The 16,689-nt window shown below is 65.1% G+C and carries 15 protein-coding genes; 7 read left to right on the top strand and 8 right to left on the bottom strand.

What is annotated here, in order from left to right:
• Positions 1–252: 252 nt before the first annotated feature.
• Positions 253–1,374 carry a GNAT family N-acetyltransferase gene (locus OUZ49_RS06815; RefSeq protein ID WP_266149361.1) on the bottom strand — a complete coding sequence of 374 codons (1,122 nt, stop codon included), beginning with the start codon at positions 1,372–1,374 and terminating at the stop codon, positions 253–255.
• Between the two features lie 65 nt (positions 1,375–1,439).
• On the opposite strand from OUZ49_RS06815, the gene folD reads away from it, so the two are divergent.
• From folD to guaA, 3 genes are all read left to right on the top strand, one after another.
• Positions 1,440–2,309, top strand: a complete 870-nt coding sequence (gene folD, locus OUZ49_RS06810; protein WP_266149359.1) for a bifunctional methylenetetrahydrofolate dehydrogenase/methenyltetrahydrofolate cyclohydrolase FolD — start codon at positions 1,440–1,442, stop codon at positions 2,307–2,309.
• Positions 2,310–2,421: 112 nt separating this feature from the next.
• Positions 2,422–3,879, top strand: coding sequence for an IMP dehydrogenase (gene guaB / locus OUZ49_RS06805; protein WP_266149357.1), 1,458 nt, complete (start codon positions 2,422–2,424; stop codon positions 3,877–3,879).
• Between the two features lie 139 nt (positions 3,880–4,018).
• Entirely contained in the window at positions 4,019–5,599 is a 1,581-nt protein-coding gene (guaA, locus tag OUZ49_RS06800) for a glutamine-hydrolyzing GMP synthase (RefSeq protein WP_266149355.1), read from the top strand.
• Between the two features lie 79 nt (positions 5,600–5,678).
• On the opposite strand, the gene OUZ49_RS06795 is transcribed toward guaA, so the two are convergent.
• Together OUZ49_RS06795 and OUZ49_RS06790 are read right to left on the bottom strand one after the other, a co-directional pair.
• Positions 5,679–6,380 (bottom strand): SDR family NAD(P)-dependent oxidoreductase, encoded by a 702-nt coding sequence (locus OUZ49_RS06795; protein ID WP_266149353.1) that lies wholly within the window; start codon positions 6,378–6,380, stop codon positions 5,679–5,681.
• A 19-nt stretch (positions 6,381–6,399) separates the two neighbouring features.
• Positions 6,400–7,263, bottom strand: coding sequence for an NmrA family NAD(P)-binding protein (locus tag OUZ49_RS06790; RefSeq protein WP_266149351.1), 864 nt, complete (start codon positions 7,261–7,263; stop codon positions 6,400–6,402).
• A 112-nt stretch (positions 7,264–7,375) separates the two neighbouring features.
• Here OUZ49_RS06790 and OUZ49_RS06785 point away from each other — a divergent pair, with 112 nt between their 5' ends.
• Both OUZ49_RS06785 and tadA read left to right on the top strand, forming a co-directional pair.
• Complete coding sequence (locus tag OUZ49_RS06785; protein ID WP_266149349.1) at positions 7,376–8,287, top strand: LysR family transcriptional regulator; 912 nt, start codon at positions 7,376–7,378, stop codon at positions 8,285–8,287.
• Positions 8,288–8,402: 115 nt separating this feature from the next.
• The gene (gene tadA, locus OUZ49_RS06780) at positions 8,403–8,891 is read left to right on the top strand and encodes a tRNA adenosine(34) deaminase TadA (RefSeq protein WP_266149410.1); all 489 of its coding nucleotides are present in this window, start codon (positions 8,403–8,405) and stop codon (positions 8,889–8,891) included.
• Here tadA and OUZ49_RS06775 read toward each other — a convergent pair.
• The 3 genes from OUZ49_RS06775 to OUZ49_RS06765 all read right to left on the bottom strand — a co-directional run bounded on the left by OUZ49_RS06775 (position 8,888) and on the right by OUZ49_RS06765 (position 11,442).
• Complete coding sequence (locus OUZ49_RS06775; RefSeq protein WP_266149347.1) at positions 8,888–9,745, bottom strand: CHAD domain-containing protein; 858 nt, start codon at positions 9,743–9,745, stop codon at positions 8,888–8,890. The genes tadA and OUZ49_RS06775 overlap by 4 nt on opposite strands.
• A 130-nt stretch (positions 9,746–9,875) precedes the next feature.
• Positions 9,876–10,736 (bottom strand): NAD-dependent protein deacetylase, encoded by an 861-nt coding sequence (locus OUZ49_RS06770; protein ID WP_266149408.1) that lies wholly within the window; start codon positions 10,734–10,736, stop codon positions 9,876–9,878.
• Complete coding sequence (locus OUZ49_RS06765; protein ID WP_266149345.1) at positions 10,726–11,442, bottom strand: HAD family hydrolase; 717 nt, start codon at positions 11,440–11,442, stop codon at positions 10,726–10,728. Before OUZ49_RS06765 ends, OUZ49_RS06770 begins: the two co-directional genes overlap by 11 nt.
• 244 nt (positions 11,443–11,686) lie before the next feature.
• On the opposite strand from OUZ49_RS06765, the gene OUZ49_RS06760 reads away from it, so the two are divergent.
• Complete coding sequence (locus OUZ49_RS06760; RefSeq protein ID WP_266149343.1) at positions 11,687–12,718, top strand: LacI family DNA-binding transcriptional regulator; 1,032 nt, start codon at positions 11,687–11,689, stop codon at positions 12,716–12,718.
• 78 nt (positions 12,719–12,796) lie between these two features.
• The gene (locus OUZ49_RS06755; protein WP_380004219.1) at positions 12,797–15,310 is read left to right on the top strand and encodes a glycoside hydrolase family 3 protein; all 2,514 of its coding nucleotides are present in this window, start codon (positions 12,797–12,799) and stop codon (positions 15,308–15,310) included.
• Positions 15,311–15,320: 10 nt separating this feature from the next.
• Here OUZ49_RS06755 and OUZ49_RS06750 read toward each other — a convergent pair whose 3' ends face one another.
• Positions 15,321–15,725: a group III truncated hemoglobin gene (locus tag OUZ49_RS06750; RefSeq protein ID WP_266149341.1), complete on the bottom strand. Its 405-nt coding sequence runs from the start codon at positions 15,723–15,725 to the stop codon at positions 15,321–15,323.
• 160 nt (positions 15,726–15,885) lie between these two features.
• Positions 15,886–16,635, bottom strand: coding sequence for an SDR family oxidoreductase (locus OUZ49_RS06745; RefSeq protein WP_266149339.1), 750 nt, complete (start codon positions 16,633–16,635; stop codon positions 15,886–15,888).
• Between the last annotated feature and the right edge of the window lie 54 nt (positions 16,636–16,689).

The following is a 16,689-nucleotide window of genomic DNA, read 5'->3' as shown; positions in this document are numbered from 1 at the left end:
CTCGCATCCCACGTAATGCTATGAGCTCTTGAGGCCATTTTCTTTGGGTTACTTTTCTTTTGGGCCAGCAAAAGAAAAGTGACCCGGACCGCGGCAGCGGTTCGGAACGCCCGCTGCGTAAGCGGCAAGCTGGCGATATCGCTCGGTCAACGCGTGATCGCGAGCACCCGCCCCTCATCCCAACCTTCTCCCCGGCGGGGAGAAGGAGTACAGCGGGGCTCGCTGCGTTCCGCGGAAATCTTAGACGGGCTCTCAGGCGAGATCAGCGGCGACCAGCGAGTACATCGCTGCATCCTGCGGCTGCCCGTGCAGGGTCAGTCGGCGGCGGGCGATACCTTCGAAGTGGGCGCCTGCCTTCTCGGCCACGCGGCAGCTTGCCCGGTTATCCGCTGCCGCCACGATTTCCAGTCGCTGCAAGTCCGGCGACTTCAGTGCATGTCGCGCCAGCATGCGCACGGCCAGAGCTGCCAGGCCCTGGCCCTGGCGGGACTGGCGTATCCAATAGCCAAGGTTCGCCATGCGGTAGTCGGGCTGCCAATGGTTGAGGGAGATGCTGCCGACCAGCTCGTCGCGCTGCCGGTCGACCATGGCCAGCGCGCATTCGTCACCTGCGCCGCGCCAGGCGAGGCGGCTGCGGGCGATCCAGCGGCGGCCGTCTTCCAGCGTGTAGTCCGGGGTGCACCAGTCCTGCCAGCGACCGATGCTGTCCATCGACTCGTGCAGGGATGCGAACAATCCATCGAGATCCGCGAGGCGGAACGGACGCAGTCGCAACAGGCCTTCTTCGAGCACCGGTCCGAACGCTTCGATGCCATCGTCGGGCGGCAGCAGTGAGTACACCGCGGCCGCAGTGGCTTGGCCCTTATGCCAGATGCGGTTGGGGGATACGCCATCGAAATGGGCGCCGGCGCGTTCGGCCGCGCGCCGACTGGCCTGGTTGTCGACGGCGGCAACGATCTCGATCCGTATGAGTTCCAGCGTCTCGAAGGCGAGGCTCGCCAGGGCCCGTATGGCGGCCCGTGCAATGCCTTTGCGTTGTTCCCGCTCGCGCACCCAGTAACCGAGGTTGGCGCTGCGGCGCTCCCGGTCGAGTCGGTTCAGTCCGATGCTGCCAAGCAATCGGCCCTCGCCATCGAAGATGCCGAACGCGTAGGGCTCGCCACGGGCCCAGCCGGACTGGCAGTGCTCGATCCACGCCACGGCATCCTCCCGCAAGTAGCCGGCATGGCACCAAGGCAGCCACTGGCCGACCGAGGCCATGGATTCGCGGGCGGCCTCGAACAAGGCATCGGCGTCGCCAGGCTGCCAGGGGCGCAAGCGCAGTGCGGGTGCGGCAAGTTCCAACGAACGGGGCAGGGGTGTGATGGCGGCCATCCGATCTGGTTTGTGTGCGTGCGGTGGAGCCGGGATAATACGTCTCTTTGCAGGCAGCCCCGACCATGACCGCACGCATCCTCGACGGTAAACGCATTGCGCAGGAACTGCTGGATCGGATCGGTCAGCGGGTGGCCGAACGCAAGGCGCAGGGGCTGGCCGAACCGGGCCTGGCGGTGGTGCTGGTCGGCAGTGATCCCGCCTCGGCCGTGTATGTGCGCAAGAAGCGCGAAGCCTGCCAGCAGGTAGGTTTCCGCTCCTTCGAGCACGACCTGCCGGCCACGGTGACCCAGGATGAGCTGTTCGCGCTGATCGATCGGCTCAATGCTGACCCCTCGGTGCACGGCATCCTGGTGCAGTCGCCGCTGCCCGAGCACATCGATGAGGATGCGCTGGTGGATCGCATCGACCCGGCCAAGGACGTCGATGGTTTCCAGGCGGTGAATATCGGTCGCCTGGCCTTGCGCCGCTTTGGCCTGCGCCCGTGCACGCCGCGTGGCGTGATGACCTTGCTGGGGCATACCGATCGCCCGGTGCGTGGACAGCATGCGGTGGTGGTGGGCGTGTCCAACCACGTCGGTCGCCCGCTGGTGCTGGAATTGCTGATCGCCGGGTGCACCACCACCTGCTGCCATCGTTTTACGCGTGACCTGGAAAGCCATGTGCGCCTGGCCGACATCGTGATCGTGGCGGTGGGCAAGCCGGGCCTGGTCAAGGGCGAATGGATCAAGCCGGGCGCGGTGGTGATCGATGTCGGCGTCAATCGACTCGATGACGGCCGCCTGGTCGGCGACGTGGAATTCAAGCCGGCCGCCCAGCGCGCCAGCTGGATTACCCCGGTGCCGGGCGGCGTCGGTCCGATGACGGTAGCTACCTTGCTGGAAAACACCTTGGACGCGGCCGAGGCGCGCGCGCTCTTGCATCACGGCGGCTGATACGGCGTTGCCGCGGCGATCGTCGCGCGGTCGGCAACAAACTGTTCATGCAGCGTGTGGCGAGCCCGCGGCGTTCCGCGTATAATTTCATCTTTGCAGCGGGACTTTTCGCATGCGCATCATCGCCGAGGCTCTCACCTACGACGACGTTTACCTGGTTCCGGCCCATTCGGTTGTTCTGCCGCGCGACGTGGACACCTCCACGCGGCTGACCCGCAATCTCCGCCTGAACATTCCCATCGTATCCGCCGCCATGGATACGGTGACCGAAGCCCGCCTCGCCATCACCATGGCCCAGAACGGCGGCATCGGCATCATCCACAAGAACATGAGCGCCGAGCAGCAGGCCGCCGAAGTGCGCCTGGTGAAGAAGTTCGAAGCCGGCGTCATCCGCAGCCCCATTACGGTAGGACCGCAGACCTCGATCGGCGAAGTGCTGCGGCTTACCCGCGCGCACAACATCTCCGGCGTGCCGGTGGTCGAGGACGAGAAGCTGGTGGGTATCGTCACCAGCCGCGACCTGCGTTTCGAGCGCAAGCACGAAGATCCGGTGCGCAACATCATGACCCGCCAGGACAAGCTGGTGACGGTGCGTGAGGGCGCCAGCCAGGACGAAGTGCTGCAGTTGCTGCACAAGTTCCGCATCGAGAAGGTCCTGGTCGTCAACGACGACTACCAGCTGCGCGGACTGATCACGGTCAAGGACATCCAGAAGGCCCGCGACAACCCGAATGCCGCCAAGGATCGCCACGAGCGCCTGCTGGTCGGCGCCGCGGTCGGCGTGGGCGGCGACACCGAGCAGCGCGTGGAAGCCCTGGTCGATGCCGGCGTGGACGTGATCGTGGTCGATACCGCGCACGGCCATTCGCAAGGCGTCATCGAACGCGCGGGCTGGGTGAAGAAGCACTATCCGCAAGTGCAGGTCATTGCCGGCAATATCGTCACCGGTGAAGCGGCGCGTGCGCTGCTCGACGCCGGCGTGGATGCGGTCAAGGTCGGCGTGGGCCCGGGCTCGATCTGCACCACGCGTGTGGTGGCCGGCGTGGGCGTGCCGCAGATCACCGCGATCGACATGGTCGCCACCGCGCTGAAGGACGAGATTCCGCTGATCGCCGATGGCGGCATCCGCTACTCGGGCGATATCCCGAAGGCGCTGGCCGCTGGTGCGTCCACCGTGATGCTCGGCTCGATGTTTGCCGGTACCGAGGAATCGCCGGGCGAAGTGGAACTGTTCCAGGGTCGTTCCTACAAGAGCTACCGCGGCATGGGTTCGCTGGGCGCGATGGCGCTGGGCTCCAAGGATCGCTACTTCCAGGATGAGGCGGACGCCGACAAGCTGGTGCCGGAAGGCATCGAGGGTCGCGTGCCGTACCGTGGTCCGCTGCGCAACATCATTCACCAGTTGATCGGTGGCCTGCGTGCGTCCATGGGTTACCTGGGGGCGGCCACCGTCGAGGACGTGCGCCAGAACGCGCAGTTCGTGAAGGTGACGGGCGCCGGCGTGACCGAGGCGCATCCGCACGACATCCAGATCACGAAGGAAGCGCCGAACTATCGGCTCAATTCGTAAACGGATACGCGCCGGCCTGATGGCCGGCGCATCGTTTTAACGCAAGGCGACGTGCAGGGCGTGATGCCCGATGTCGTCTTCGCATTCCAAAGATTCAGACGCGGCGCGATACCCGCTCGCCGCGCATCGGAGCCGGACCGTGACCGACATCCATAGCGACAAAATCCTCATCCTCGATTTCGGCGCGCAGTACACCCAGCTGATCGCCCGCCGCGTGCGCGAGATCGGCGTGTATTGCGAGATCTGGGCGTGGGACCACGACCCGGCCGAGATCGCCGCGTTTGGCGCCAAGGGCATCATTCTCTCGGGCGGCCCGGAATCGACCACGTTGCCGGGTGCGCCGACAGCGCCGCAGCAGGTGTTTGATTCGGGCCTGCCGATCCTCGGCATCTGCTACGGCATGCAGACCCTCGCCGCGCAGCTGGGTGGCGCCACGGAAGCCGCCGATGCCCGCGAGTTCGGCCACGCCGAAGTCGACATCGTCAGCAAGAGCCGCCTGTTCGACGGCCTGAGCGATCACGACAGCAGCCATCGACTGGATGTGTGGATGAGCCATGGCGACCACGTCGCCAAGGCGCCGCCGGGCTTCGTCATCACCGGCACTACCGAGCGCATTCCGGTCGCGGTGATGGAGAACGAGGACAAGCGCTGGTACGGCGTGCAGTTCCATCCGGAAGTGACGCATACCAAGCAGGGCAATGCGCTGCTAAAGCGTTTCGTCACGGAAATTTGCGGCTGCCAGACATTGTGGACGGCGGCGCATATCATCGAGGACCAGGTCGCGCGCGTGCGTGCCCAGGTCGGCGACGATCATGTGCTGCTGGGCCTGTCCGGCGGCGTGGATTCGTCCGTGGTTGCGGCACTGCTGCACCAGGCCATCGGCAAGCAGCTCACCTGCGTGTTCGTCGATACCGGCCTGCTGCGCTGGCAGGAAGGCGACCAGGTGATGGCCACCATGGCTGAGCACATGGGCGTCAAGGTGATCCGCGTCGATGCCGCCGAGCGCTACTTCAAGGCGCTGGAAGGCGTCGCCGACCCGGAAGCGAAGCGCAAGATCATCGGCCGCCTGTTCGTCGAGATCTTCGACGAGGAATCGGCCAAGGTCACGGCGTCGGGCGGCGGCCACGTGAAGTGGCTGGCGCAGGGCACCATTTATCCGGACGTGATCGAGTCGGCCGGCAGCAAGACCGGCAAGGCCCACGTCATCAAGAGCCATCACAACGTGGGCGGCCTGCCTGAGCACATGAAGCTCAAGCTGATCGAGCCCTTGCGTGAGCTGTTCAAGGACGAAGTACGCCGCATCGGCGTGGAGCTGGGCCTGCCGCGCGCGATGGTCTACCGCCATCCGTTCCCCGGTCCGGGCCTGGGTGTGCGCATCCTGGGCGAGGTGAAGCGCGAATACGCCGAACTGCTGGCCCGCGCGGATGCCATCTTCATCGAAGAGCTGCGCGCCTGGGACCTGTACGACAAGACCAGCCAGGCCTTTGCCGTATTCCTGCCGGTGAAGTCGGTGGGCGTGGTTGGCGACGCCCGTGCCTACGAGTGGGTGATTGCGCTGCGCGCGGTGGAGACGATCGACTTCATGACGGCGCATTGGGCGCACTTGCCTTACGACTTCTTAGGCAAGGTTTCCAATCGCATTATCAATGAGTTGCGCGGTGTTTCTCGTGTCGTTTATGACATCAGCGGCAAGCCGCCTGCCACCATCGAGTGGGAATGAGGTTCGGCAGATCCGTGACTTCGGCGTTTCTCAAGAAAGTCTTGTATCTGTATGAAATTCATTGATTTTTATGACATGCCTACCAGGGCACGATACGACCCTGGTAATCCAGGTACTGCAGGCCGGCGATGCCGGCCTGCGCGCTGACCGTATCGACCACGCGGGGAATGCTCTCCCCGATCGACAGCTCGGCTTGCGGCCCACCCATATCGGTACGCACCCAGCCGGGAGCGATCAGCAACAGGCTGCGCGGGTCGCCGGCGTGACGGGCCGCGAAGCTGCGCATCAGCGTATTGAGAGCCGCCTTGCTGGCCCGATAGACCTCCCAGCCACCATCGACGTTGTCGGACACGCTGCCGAGGTCAGAAGACATCGCAGCGATCGTGCCGTCCGGCGGCACCAGGGCGTGCAGGGCTTCGATCACGCGCATCGGGCTTAGCGCATTCGTCACCATCATGGTGACGAAATCCTCGGTGCTTACCTTGTCGATCGCAGCGTCCGGATCGATGGCGACGCCGGCATTGACGAACAGCAGGTCAAGACGGCGCTGGTCAAGACGTCGATGCAGGTTGGCGACATCGTTGCGCACATTGATGTCGACTTGTTCGATCTCCAGGCGCCCCTCGGAGGCCGCAGCGAGATCGTGCAAGCGCGTGTGCCGCGAGCCTCGCACCGTGGCGATCACGCGCCAGCCGCGCTTCAGGTATTCGTGCGCCAAGGCGAGACCCAGGCCGCGCGAGGCTCCGACGATCAAGGCGGTGCGGTGTTCGGGTGAGGGCATCAGCGTTCCCGCTGTCGATTCAGTGGCTGCGCTCGACCAGCGCGCGCAAGACGCTGTCCAGCGTGACGGTTCCTTTGCGCATCGTGCCCTGGGTGTGCTCGAAGTCGATCCAGCCTTCGTTGAATCCATCCAGCATGCGCATGCGCGGCTCAGGATGCTGCATGCCCTGGGCACGGAACAGTGCCTCCCAGGTGTCGCGCGGTACGGGTTCCATGCGCACGGGATGGCCCAGCACCGTGGCGAACCCGGTGGCGATGTCGTTGGCCGAGTAGCGTCGCGGGCCCTCAAGCTCAACGACGCGGGAGCCGGTCCACTGCTCCAGCAGGACGTCCGCCACGGTGTGGCCGATATCGGCCGTGGCTACCATCGGAATTGGATGGTCCAAGGGCTGCAGGAAGCTGGGCGCCGTGCCGCTTCGGGCCGCCACCACATCCCAGGCCGCGTTTTCCATGAACCAGGCGGGGCGAACAAACGCCGTCGGCACGGGCAGGGTACGCAAGGCCTGCTCGATCATCCTTGCGTTGTTCAGCAAGGAGAACTCCTGGACATGCGCACCGACGCTCGAGAGGAACACCACCTTTCCGGGTCGCGTCGCTTCAACGGCGGCGCAAACGCTGTCGATGATCTGGTGGATGCGCGGGAATCCAGGGGCCGGATCGTAGTCCGGCGGAATCATCAGGAAGGCGCCGTCCACGCCCTGAAGCGCGCTGGTCAGGCGCTCGACGTCGTCGATGGACGCCTCCGTCGTTTCGCAGCCTCGGTCAAGCCAGGACTGTGCCTTGGCGGCATCCCGAACAACCACGCGCACTTGTTGGCCGGCGTCGAGCAGACGGCGTGCAACGTGACCGCCGACCTGGCCGGTGACTCCCATGATGGCAAACATAGTCGTGACTCCTGAGGATGATTAACCCGCGATGGGCCGCATTCTCCGCCTGGCGTACTCAATTCGCGATAACATCAATGTCATTTAATAAGTGACAAAAAGGCACGAATACATGGCCTTCGACGAACGCATGTTGAACGGCATGAGCGTATTCGCGGCGGTCGTCGACAGCGGCAGTTTCGCCGCCGCGGGCGAAGCCCTGGACATGTCGCCACCCGGTGTCAGCCGCGCGATTGCCCGACTGGAGGGTAGGCTCGGCATTCGCCTGTTCAATCGCACCACGCGCTCGGTGACCCTCACCGACGAGGGTCGTCGTTTCCATGCCCAGGTCCTGCCTCTGCTGGCTGGGCTGGAGGAGGCCGCGGCCAGCGCGGCAGAGGGGGCCATGGCCGTGCGCGGCCGGCTTCGCGTCCATATGGACCCACTCTTTTCGCGGCTGATGCTCGGTCCAAGGCTGGGCGAGTTCATGGATGCTCATGCGGAGCTGGAACTCGAGCTGGTGACCCGCGACCAGCTGGGCGACATCGTCGCCGACGGTTTCGACCTGGCCATTCGCTTCGGCGAGCCCCCAATGTCGGGCCTGGTTGCGCGCAAGCTGCTGGACACGCGCATCCTGACCGTAGCGGCGCCGTCCTATCTGCGGCGCTATGGGCGACCCGATACACCGCAAAGTCTCGAAGGCGATACGCATGTCTGCATCGAGTTCCGCGATGCGGCCACCGGGCGAACCTTTCCCTGGGAATTTCAGCGCAAGCGTCGGAAGCTGGCGATCAAGACGGCGGGCAGGCTGATCGTCAACGATGGCGGCACCATGCACAGCGCCTGCCTGGCAGGCTACGGCGTCGCCCAGGTCATGGCCTTGGGCACCGAGCGATGGCTCGCCGATGGACAGCTTGTCGAACTGTTTCCCGATTGGCCGGACGAGCGCTTTCCGCTTTACGCGCTGTATCCGTCGCGCCATCACCCGTCAGCCAAGGTGCGGGCCTTCCTCGATTTTGTGGTCTCGCTGACGAGGGCCGACTAAACGCCTGTTTAGGGGCCCAATACAGGCCGCGCGGAGATTGTGAGCCGGCTCAAAGGGCGGAGGTTAGGCCGAGTCGGCGATAGAATGGCGAGCCGTGCCTGACTTTTCCAACCTGATGACCGACGACACCCTGCTTTCGCCGCCGCTCTTTTCTGCCGAGGACGAGGGCTATATGCGCCGCGCCCTGCAGCTGGCCGCGCACGCGCGCGATGCCGAAAACGAGGTGCCGGTAGGCGCGGTGCTGGTGCAGGAAGGCGAGATCATCGGCCTGGGCTGGAACCGCAATATCACCTTGAGCGACCCGACCGCGCACGCCGAGATCATGGCCCTGCGCGCCGCGGGCGAGAAGCTCGCCAATTACCGCATGCCTGGCGCCACGCTCTACGTGACCCTGGAACCCTGTGCGATGTGTGCCATGGCGCTGGTGCATGCCCGCATCGGGCGCGTGGTGTATGCCGCGACCGATCCCAAGACCGGCGCCGCCGGCAGCGTGTTCGATACGCTCGTGTCGGATCGCCACAATCATCGCGTGGACGTGGCGGGCGGGCTGCTGGCCGAGGAATCGTCCAGCATGCTGCGGGAGTTCTTTCGCTCGCGCCGCTAGGCTGTTTTGCGCCAGAAGCAGCTCAGCTTGTCCAGCTTGGTCAGGGACTGGGCCATCTTGCTGGAGGCGTCGTAGGCAGACTTGCGCGCCCAGCGCCGGAATGCCTTGACCGGATCCTGGTCACTGTCGGCCAGCTCAAGGGTGGCGACCAGGTCCCGTCCCATCAGGCGATCGTGGGCGCGGCCCAGGTGGGCTTGCAGGTCCGTCAGCTGCTTGAGCCAGGCGCTTGTCGCGCGCTTGGGAAACAAGTGCTGGTACAACTCCACGCTGTAGCGCAGTTTCTTGATGGCTGCGCGCAGACGGTGCAGTCGTTTCCTGCCGCCATTGAGCTTGGCAATGCGTTTCTTCATCACGTTGAAACGGTCATCGATCACCGCGGCGGCGTTCTCGCGCAGGCGTCGTTCGCTTGGTGGATCGAAGGCGGCTGCCCAGTGCCGCCAGGATTGCACGGGAATCGCCAGGCTGCTTTTCTTCAGGGCGGCGATGGTCTGCGCGTGTGCCTGGGTCTGCAGTTCGGCGACAGCCTGCTGCATCACGGCCGCCGGCGGAGGTATGACCGGGCATTCACGAAGGAAGGCCGGCAGGGTTTCCTGGACCAGGATGTCGACGTCGCGACAGTGGCCGGTGACTTCACGGCAGCTGCGCAGATGGCTGATGACATCGTCCAGGCCATCGTCGGAAAGGCGAGTCACGCTGTTCAAGGTCGCAGTAACGCGCCGCAGGCCTACGCGCCAAGCGTGCAGCTGTTTTGCGTCGTAGGGTTGCTCGAGCAGCTGCTTGCGCGCATCCACGGCCTTGCCCAGATAGCCGTCCAGATTCTGGCGGATGCGCTCGAATTCCGAGCTAGTGTGCAATTTCGCCCGCGCGCTGGGGCGCGAAGCCCGCGACGGAGAGGCTCGATGCGGCAACCTGGCAATCATGAGGCACCCCACAGACCAGTCCGTCTACTTTGCATCAAATTGTCATAATTCGCGAGCAGCCAGATCAAGTGACTGAGGCAATAAAGGCCAGGACCTCGGCGCAGGATTGTTCGATCTTGAGGCTAAGCAGGGGATCGGCGCGCGTGCGTCCCCGGTTGACGGCGGCAATGGGCTTGCCGTCCCGAGCCGCCGCCGCCACGAAGCGGTATCCCGAAAACACCATCAGTGACGAGCCGACGACCAGCACGGCATCCGACGCGTTCAACGACGTGATGGCGGCGTCAACACGATCCCGCGGCACGTTTTCGCCAAAGAACACCACGTCGGGCTTCATGATCCCGCCGCAACTCGGGCAGGGCGGAATCTCGAAAGCGGAGAAGTCCTTGCCCTCCAGGTCTGCATCGCCATCCGGCGCATCATTGGCGTCGAGCAGGGCCCATGCCGGGTTCAGCTGCACCAGTTCGTGCTGGAACGCGTCGCGTGGCGCGCGATGAGCGCAGGTCATGCAGCGGACTTCGTCGAGCCGGCCATGCAGGTCGATCACATGCTGCTGGCCGGCCGCCTGGTGCAATCCGTCGACGTTCTGGGTCAGCAAGGTGGCGACGCGGCCCTGTTGCTCCAGGCGGGCCAGGGCACGGTGCGTGGCATTGGGCCGGGCACGGCCAAAGCGCCGCCAGCCCACCAGGCTGCGCGCCCAGTAGCGCTGGCGCGTGGCCCTTTCACCCATGAAGGCCTGGTAGGTAACCGGTTGGGGCCGCTTCCAGCCGCCATTGGTATCGCGGTAGTCGGGGATGCCGGAGTCCGTACTGCAGCCGGCGCCGGTCAGCACGAACAGGCGCGGATGTGCCTCGATGAAGTCCCGCAGGCGCGCGCGATCCTGCTCGAGTGACTCCGTGCCAGCGACGTGGGTGGTGTCAGGCGGCAGCACGGGACTGCAACTCCTGCAGGGCCTGGGCAATGCCGCCCGGGGCTTCGACCTGGACCACGCGTGATGCGTGGTCGACGAAATCGGTATCGGTCTCGTGCGCCCAGGTCACGTGATAAGGCATGTAGATTCCCCAGCCGCCCAGTTGCACCACGGGTGCGATGTCCGAACGGAGCGAATTGCCGACCATCGCGAAGCGATCGGGCGTGACCTCGAACTCGCCAAGCACGCGCCGATAGGCGCGATCGTCCTTCTCCGAAACGATCTCGATACGGTGGAACAGATCAGCCAGCCCGCTGCTGGCGACTTTCTGTTCCTGGTGGAACAGGTCGCCCTTGGTGATCAAGACGACCCGGTGCTGCGCGGCCACCGTCTCCACGGCGGCACGGATGCCGGGTAGCAGGTCCACCGGATGAGCCAGCACCTGCTTGCCGATTTCGATGATGCGATGAAGGTCGGCAGCACTGATGCGCGAGGCCGTCATTTCGATTGCGGATTCGATCATCGACAAGGTCATGCCCTTGGCGCCGTAGCCGAACAGCTTGAGATTGTGCCGCTCGGTGGCCAGCAGCCGATCATGCAGCCGCAAATTGGCCAGGTCGACGTACTCGCCGAGAATGCTTTCGAAGGCGGCGTTGGCCGACTGGTAGTAGCCCTCGCTATGCCACAGCGTGTCATCGCCATCGAAACCAACCAGTTCAATCACGATCCATCACCTGCGCCAGTACGTTGAGGGTCAGGCCCAAGCTTGGGGCTATTACGTCATTTTTCCAGAATGGGGGCGGCAGATGACACGGGCGCGACCATGAAGGACTGACTGGTCGCCCGCGCCACGCATGCTAGGATGATTTCGCTTCCGCCCTGGGGGGACATGGCGGTGGCAAGGCCGTCTTAAGGCTCATCCGCGGTGACACGCGGCAAGTCCTTCGTGATCGTTACTTCAGGTGACTATGCGCGCACGCATCGAGGACGTGGCCCGGGTGGCGGGAGTCGCTCCCAAGACCGTCTCGCGAGTGCTCAACAACGAGCCTCATGTCAGCGAGAAAACCCGTACACGCATTTTGGAGGTGGTCCAGTTGCTGGGCTATCGGCCGCATCCTTCGGCGCGCAGCCTCGCGTCCAATCGCTCGTTCCTGATTGGGCTGCTCTACGACAACCCCTCGCCCAGTTACATGATGGAAGTGCAAAGCGGTGTGCTGCAGGCTTGCGAGGCGCAGCGCTACAGCGTGCTGATGCAGCCGGTGGATGCGCAGGATCCGACCTTCGTGGAGCAAGTGGAGACCCTGGTCGGCGGGCGCCGTCTCGAAGGCCTGATTCTCACTTCGCCGGTCAGCGACCACGAGGGCCTGCTGGCCCGTTTGCGCGAATGGGAGATACCGTTCGCCAGTATTTCGCCACGTGATCGCGATGGTGTCGGTGTGGCGCTGGACGAACGCAAGGCCGCACGCGAGATGGTGGTCCACCTGTCCTCGCTGGGACATCAGCGCATCGGGCATATCGCGGGACATCCCGATCACGGCGCGTCATCGTGGCGGCTCGACGGCTATCGCGACGGACTGGAGCAGTGCGGGCTTTGCTACGACGCGTCGCTGGTGGTGCCTGGCTGTTTTACGTTCGACTCCGGCGTCACTGCTGCGCGTGAGCTGCTTGGGCTGACACCCCCACCGACGGCGATCTTCGCCGCCAATGACGACATGGCGGCGGGCGTGATCTGGGCGTGTAGCGAGGCGGGTTTGTGCGTGCCTCGCGACCTCTCAGTCTGCGGCTTCGACGACACGCCGATGTCGCGGCAGATCTGGCCATCACTGTCCACGATCCGTCAGCCGTGCCGCGACATGGGACGCATTGCGGCCGATCAGCTGCTGCGAGTCATACGCGATGGCGTGGGCAGCATGGTCTGGCAGGATTTTTCGTTGTGCCTGCGCGGCTCGACCGCGCGCGCTCCCGCGCCGCTCTTGGGCGCGGGCTCAAGCGAGCCCTGACAGGTCCGGCCACCACGCCGATGGACGATGCGCTCGCTTATCATCGGTATCCCAGCTTGTTCGCCAAGGGGTGCCCCCGTGTTGCTATCGCATACCCGCTCGACTCTCATCGCTGCCGCGTTGGCCAGCGCGATTTGTGGTTCTGGTCCGGCACTCGCGGTCGAATCGACCACCGTGCATCCCGGGCAGTGGCCGCGCGCCACCTGGCCGTTTCCCGCCGATGCGACCCTGGAAAAGCGGGTCGCGGACTTGATGGCAAGGATGAGCGTGGAAGAAAAGGTCGGCCAGCTGATCCAGGCCGACATCACCACCGTGACTCCGGACGATGTGCGCAAATACCGCCTGGGCTCGATCCTGGCCGGTGGCGATTCCAAGCCCCATGGCCAGCGCTTTGCCACGCCCGCGCAGTGGAAAGCCCTCTCGGATGAGTTCTACCGCGCCGCCATGGATACGAGCGGCGGCCACGTCGCCATCCCGCTGCTGTTTGGCATCGACGCCGTGCACGGGCATAACGACACCAGGGGGGCCACGCTGTTCCCGCAGAACTCGGCCCTGGGCGCGGCACACGATCCCGCGCTGATACGCGAGATCGGCGCCGCGACGGCAGCCGAAGTGCGCGCTACGGGTATCCAATGGACCTTTGCCCCCACCATTGCGGTGCCACAGGACCTGCGTTGGGGACGTGCGTACGAGGGCTATTCGCAGGATCCGAAACTGGTGGCCGAGTATGCCGCCGCCATGGTCGAAGGCCTGCAAGGCAAGGTGGGAACCCCGCAATTTCTGGACAGCTCCCACGTCGTCGCCACCGCCAAGCATTTTCTTGGCGATGGCGGCACCAAGAATGGCAAGGACGAAGGCGATACCGAAGTCAGCGAGACCGTGCTGCGGACGCTGCACGCAGCCGGCTATCCGCCGGCCATCGATGCGGGCGTGCAGACCGTGATGGCCTCGTTCTCCAGCTGGAACGGGGTGAAGATGCATGGCAACAAGGCGCTCCTCACCGATGTGCTCAAGGGGCGCATGGACTTCCAGGGCTTCGTGGTCGGCGATTGGAACGGCCATGGCCAGGTGCCAGGCTGCACCAAGGAAGACTGTCCCACGTCCATCAATGCAGGCGTCGACATGTTGATGGCGCCGGACAGCTGGCGCGGGCTTTACGAACACACGCTGGCCGAAGTGAAGTCGGGCGTGATTCCGATGGCGCGGGTGGATGACGCCGTGGCCAGGATCCTGCGCGTGAAGATTCGCGCCGGCCTGTTCGAAGCGGGTTTGCCATCGGCGCAGCCGCTGGCGAGCAAGGCGGCTGACATCGTTGGCAGTCCGGCGCATCGTGCGCTGGCACGGCGTGCCGTGCGCGAGTCGCTGGTGCTGTTGAAGAACAACGATGGCCTGCTGCCACTTGACCCGCGCAAGCACATCCTGGTGGCGGGCAATGGCGCGGACAATATTTCCCGCCAAAGCGGCGGTTGGACGCTGAACTGGCAGGGTACCGGCTTCAAGAACGAAGACTTCCCGGGTGCGCAATCGATCGGTGCCGGTATCGCCGAGCAGGTCAAGGCGGCGGGCGGCGTGGCAGAGATTGCGGCGGACGGGCATTACACGGCCAAGCCGGACGTCGCCGTGGTGGTGTTCGGGGAAGACCCTTACGCCGAGTTCGAGGGCGATCTCCCCAATCTGTTGTATCACCCGGGCGATGATCGCGATCTCGCCTTGATCCGTCGTCTGCGCGGCGATGGCATACCGGTGGTCGCAGTGTTCCTGAGTGGACGCCCGCTATGGGTGAATCGCGAGATGAATGCCGCCGATGCGTTCGTGGCGGCGTGGCTACCGGGTAGCGAGGGTGGCGGCGTGGCCGATGTGCTGTTGCGCACCCGCGATGGCCGCGTGGCCAACGATTTCCGCGGCAGGCTGGCCTATGCCTGGCCCAGCACGGCGGTGCAGGACCAGGGCGTACCCTTGTTCCCCTTGGGCCATGGCCTGACCTATGCCGATCATCAATCGTTGCCCAGGCTGCCTGAGGAGTCTGGCATCACCGAAGCGCCGGCTCCCACGGATAACTATGTCGAGCACGGCAAGCCGGTTCGCGGCTATACGCTGATGCTGACCGGTGCGGACGGTGCGGCGTCCGCTGCGGAAGCCGCGACCTCGGCGACCACGGACGGCAGCCTGCGCATGACCGGCGTCGACTACAAGGCACAGGAAGATGCGCGGCAGTTCGTCTGGAACAAGGAGGGCGCGCGCCTCGCGATCCAGGCCAAGACGCCACTCGATCTCGACCGCGAAGCGACCAGCGATACGCTGCTGGTCGTGACCTTGCGCGTGGATGCGCTGGCGAAGACCGGTGCTTGGGCCAGCATGGGATGCGGCAAGCATTGCGGGGGACATATCGAGCTTGGTGCCCAGTTGGGCAAGCTGAAGGCGGGGCAGTGGACACGCCTGGGCATTCCCCTGCGTTGCTTCCGTGCGCTCGGCGTCGACATGCATCACATCGATCAACCGCTCGTGCTGGAAGCCGGCAAGGGCACCCAGCTTGGTATCGCCAGCGTGGCGTTGGGAAATCAGGCGGATCAGACCATGGATTGTCCGCGCTGACGGCGGGCACTCAGCCGCTGACGATGGGGACGCCGAAGGGCCGGGCTCCCTGGCGCCCTGAGAGGCCCAGGCCGTAGCGCAGGCTACGGCCGATGCGCTCGGCGTATTCGATCATGCGGGTGGCGTCGGCATCCTCCAGCAGTTCAGCGCAGGTGGCTCGCCATAAGGCGAGCCACTGCTCGAAGTGCATCGCCTTGATGGGATGCTGCCGATGCACGGCCATGGGAAAGCCTCGATAGGTACCGGTTCCCAGCGCGACGGAACACCAGAACGAGGTCAACAGCTGCTTGTGTTCGTTCCAGTCCGCAATGGCGGCATGGAAGACGGGCCCAATCGCCGGTTCGACGCGAACGGCGTCGTAGAAACGATCGACCAGCACGGCGATGGTGCTTTCGTTGAAGGGAAGGCGCTGCATGGGCTAAGCATGGCATGGCGGAGGCGGGGGCCTATTATCCGGGACCACCGCGGCGCCGACGGGTGGCGTGTTGACGCAGCGCGCGCCAGCCGGGTGCGTCGCGTGCATGACGAGATGCTGGGGAGATGGCCCGGCCGCCGGTGCGACCGGGCCCTTAAGCTCACAGCTGGCTCATGCCACCGTCGGCGATGATTTCCGTGCCGACGATAAAGGCCGACTCTGGCGCCGACAGATGCAGCACGGTGGAGGCGATCTCAGCGGGCTGGCCGAAACGGCCCAGCGGGACCTGCGCCTGGATCTGGGCGGCGGTGGCTTCGAGCGCGGCCTGATCGAGGCCCAGCTTGCCGTAGATCGGCGTATGCACCGGGCCCGGACTGACCACGTTGACGCGCACGCCGACCGGCAGCAACTCGGCCGACAGCGTCTTGGCCAGCGAGATCACTGCAGCCTTGCTCGCCGCATAGACCGACGAACTCGGCATGCCGATGCGCGCATTGATCGAACCGTTGATGACGATGGACGCGCCGGGGTTGAGCAGCGGCGCCAGGGCCTGGATCTGGAAGTACGGCCCTTTCACATTGGTATTGAAGGTGAGGTCCCACAGCGCGTCGTCCACGTCGGCCAGCGGCGCAAACTTCGCCACGCCTGCGTTGAGGAAGACGGCATCGAGCTTGATGTTCCGGGCGGACAGCGCGCCGGCGAGCTCCTTGGCGGCCGCCGCCGAGCCGGTATCGTTGCGGATCGCGATGGCGTCGCTGCCGAGCGTGGCCAGGGCGGTATCCAGTGCGGCCGCATCGCGGCCCGTGACGATGACGCGTGCGCCTTCGGCAGCGTAGGCCTGGGCGGTGGCAAGACCGATGCCGCTACTGCCGCCGGTGACGAGGATGGTTTTGTGGTTGAAACGGTTCATGACGTGCTCCTGGGATGCAGGTTGGTGGGTGACGACGTCATGTTGCTCGCTGGG

It is taken from the genome of Dyella halodurans, assembly GCF_026283925.1.
Classification (GTDB): domain Bacteria; phylum Pseudomonadota; class Gammaproteobacteria; order Xanthomonadales; family Rhodanobacteraceae; genus Dyella; species Dyella halodurans.
Note: the sequence above shows the minus strand (reverse complement) of the source record. Positions and strands in the feature narration are given on the sequence as shown.

Bases quoted from the DNA above. Each gene is read 5' to 3' on its own strand.
- tadA (WP_266149410.1), top strand. From the start codon at position 8,403: ATGACCGACGACACCCTGCTTTCGCCGCCGCTCTTTTCTGCCGAGGAC.
- OUZ49_RS06760 (WP_266149343.1), top strand. From the start codon at position 11,687: ATGCGCGCACGCATCGAGGACGTGGCCCGGGTGGCGGGAGTCGCTCCC.
- OUZ49_RS06785 (WP_266149349.1), top strand. From the start codon at position 7,376: ATGGCCTTCGACGAACGCATGTTGAACGGCATGAGCGTATTCGCGGCG.
- OUZ49_RS06795 (WP_266149353.1), bottom strand. From the start codon at position 6,380: ATGCCCTCACCCGAACACCGCACCGCCTTGATCGTCGGAGCCTCGCGC.
- guaB (WP_266149357.1), top strand. From the start codon at position 2,422: ATGCGCATCATCGCCGAGGCTCTCACCTACGACGACGTTTACCTGGTT.
- OUZ49_RS06815 (WP_266149361.1), bottom strand. From the start codon at position 1,374: ATGGCCGCCATCACACCCCTGCCCCGTTCGTTGGAACTTGCCGCACCC.
- OUZ49_RS06745 (WP_266149339.1), bottom strand. From the start codon at position 16,635: ATGAACCGTTTCAACCACAAAACCATCCTCGTCACCGGCGGCAGTAGC.
- OUZ49_RS06790 (WP_266149351.1), bottom strand. From the start codon at position 7,263: ATGTTTGCCATCATGGGAGTCACCGGCCAGGTCGGCGGTCACGTTGCA.
- OUZ49_RS06750 (WP_266149341.1), bottom strand. From the start codon at position 15,725: ATGCAGCGCCTTCCCTTCAACGAAAGCACCATCGCCGTGCTGGTCGAT.
- folD (WP_266149359.1), top strand. From the start codon at position 1,440: ATGACCGCACGCATCCTCGACGGTAAACGCATTGCGCAGGAACTGCTG.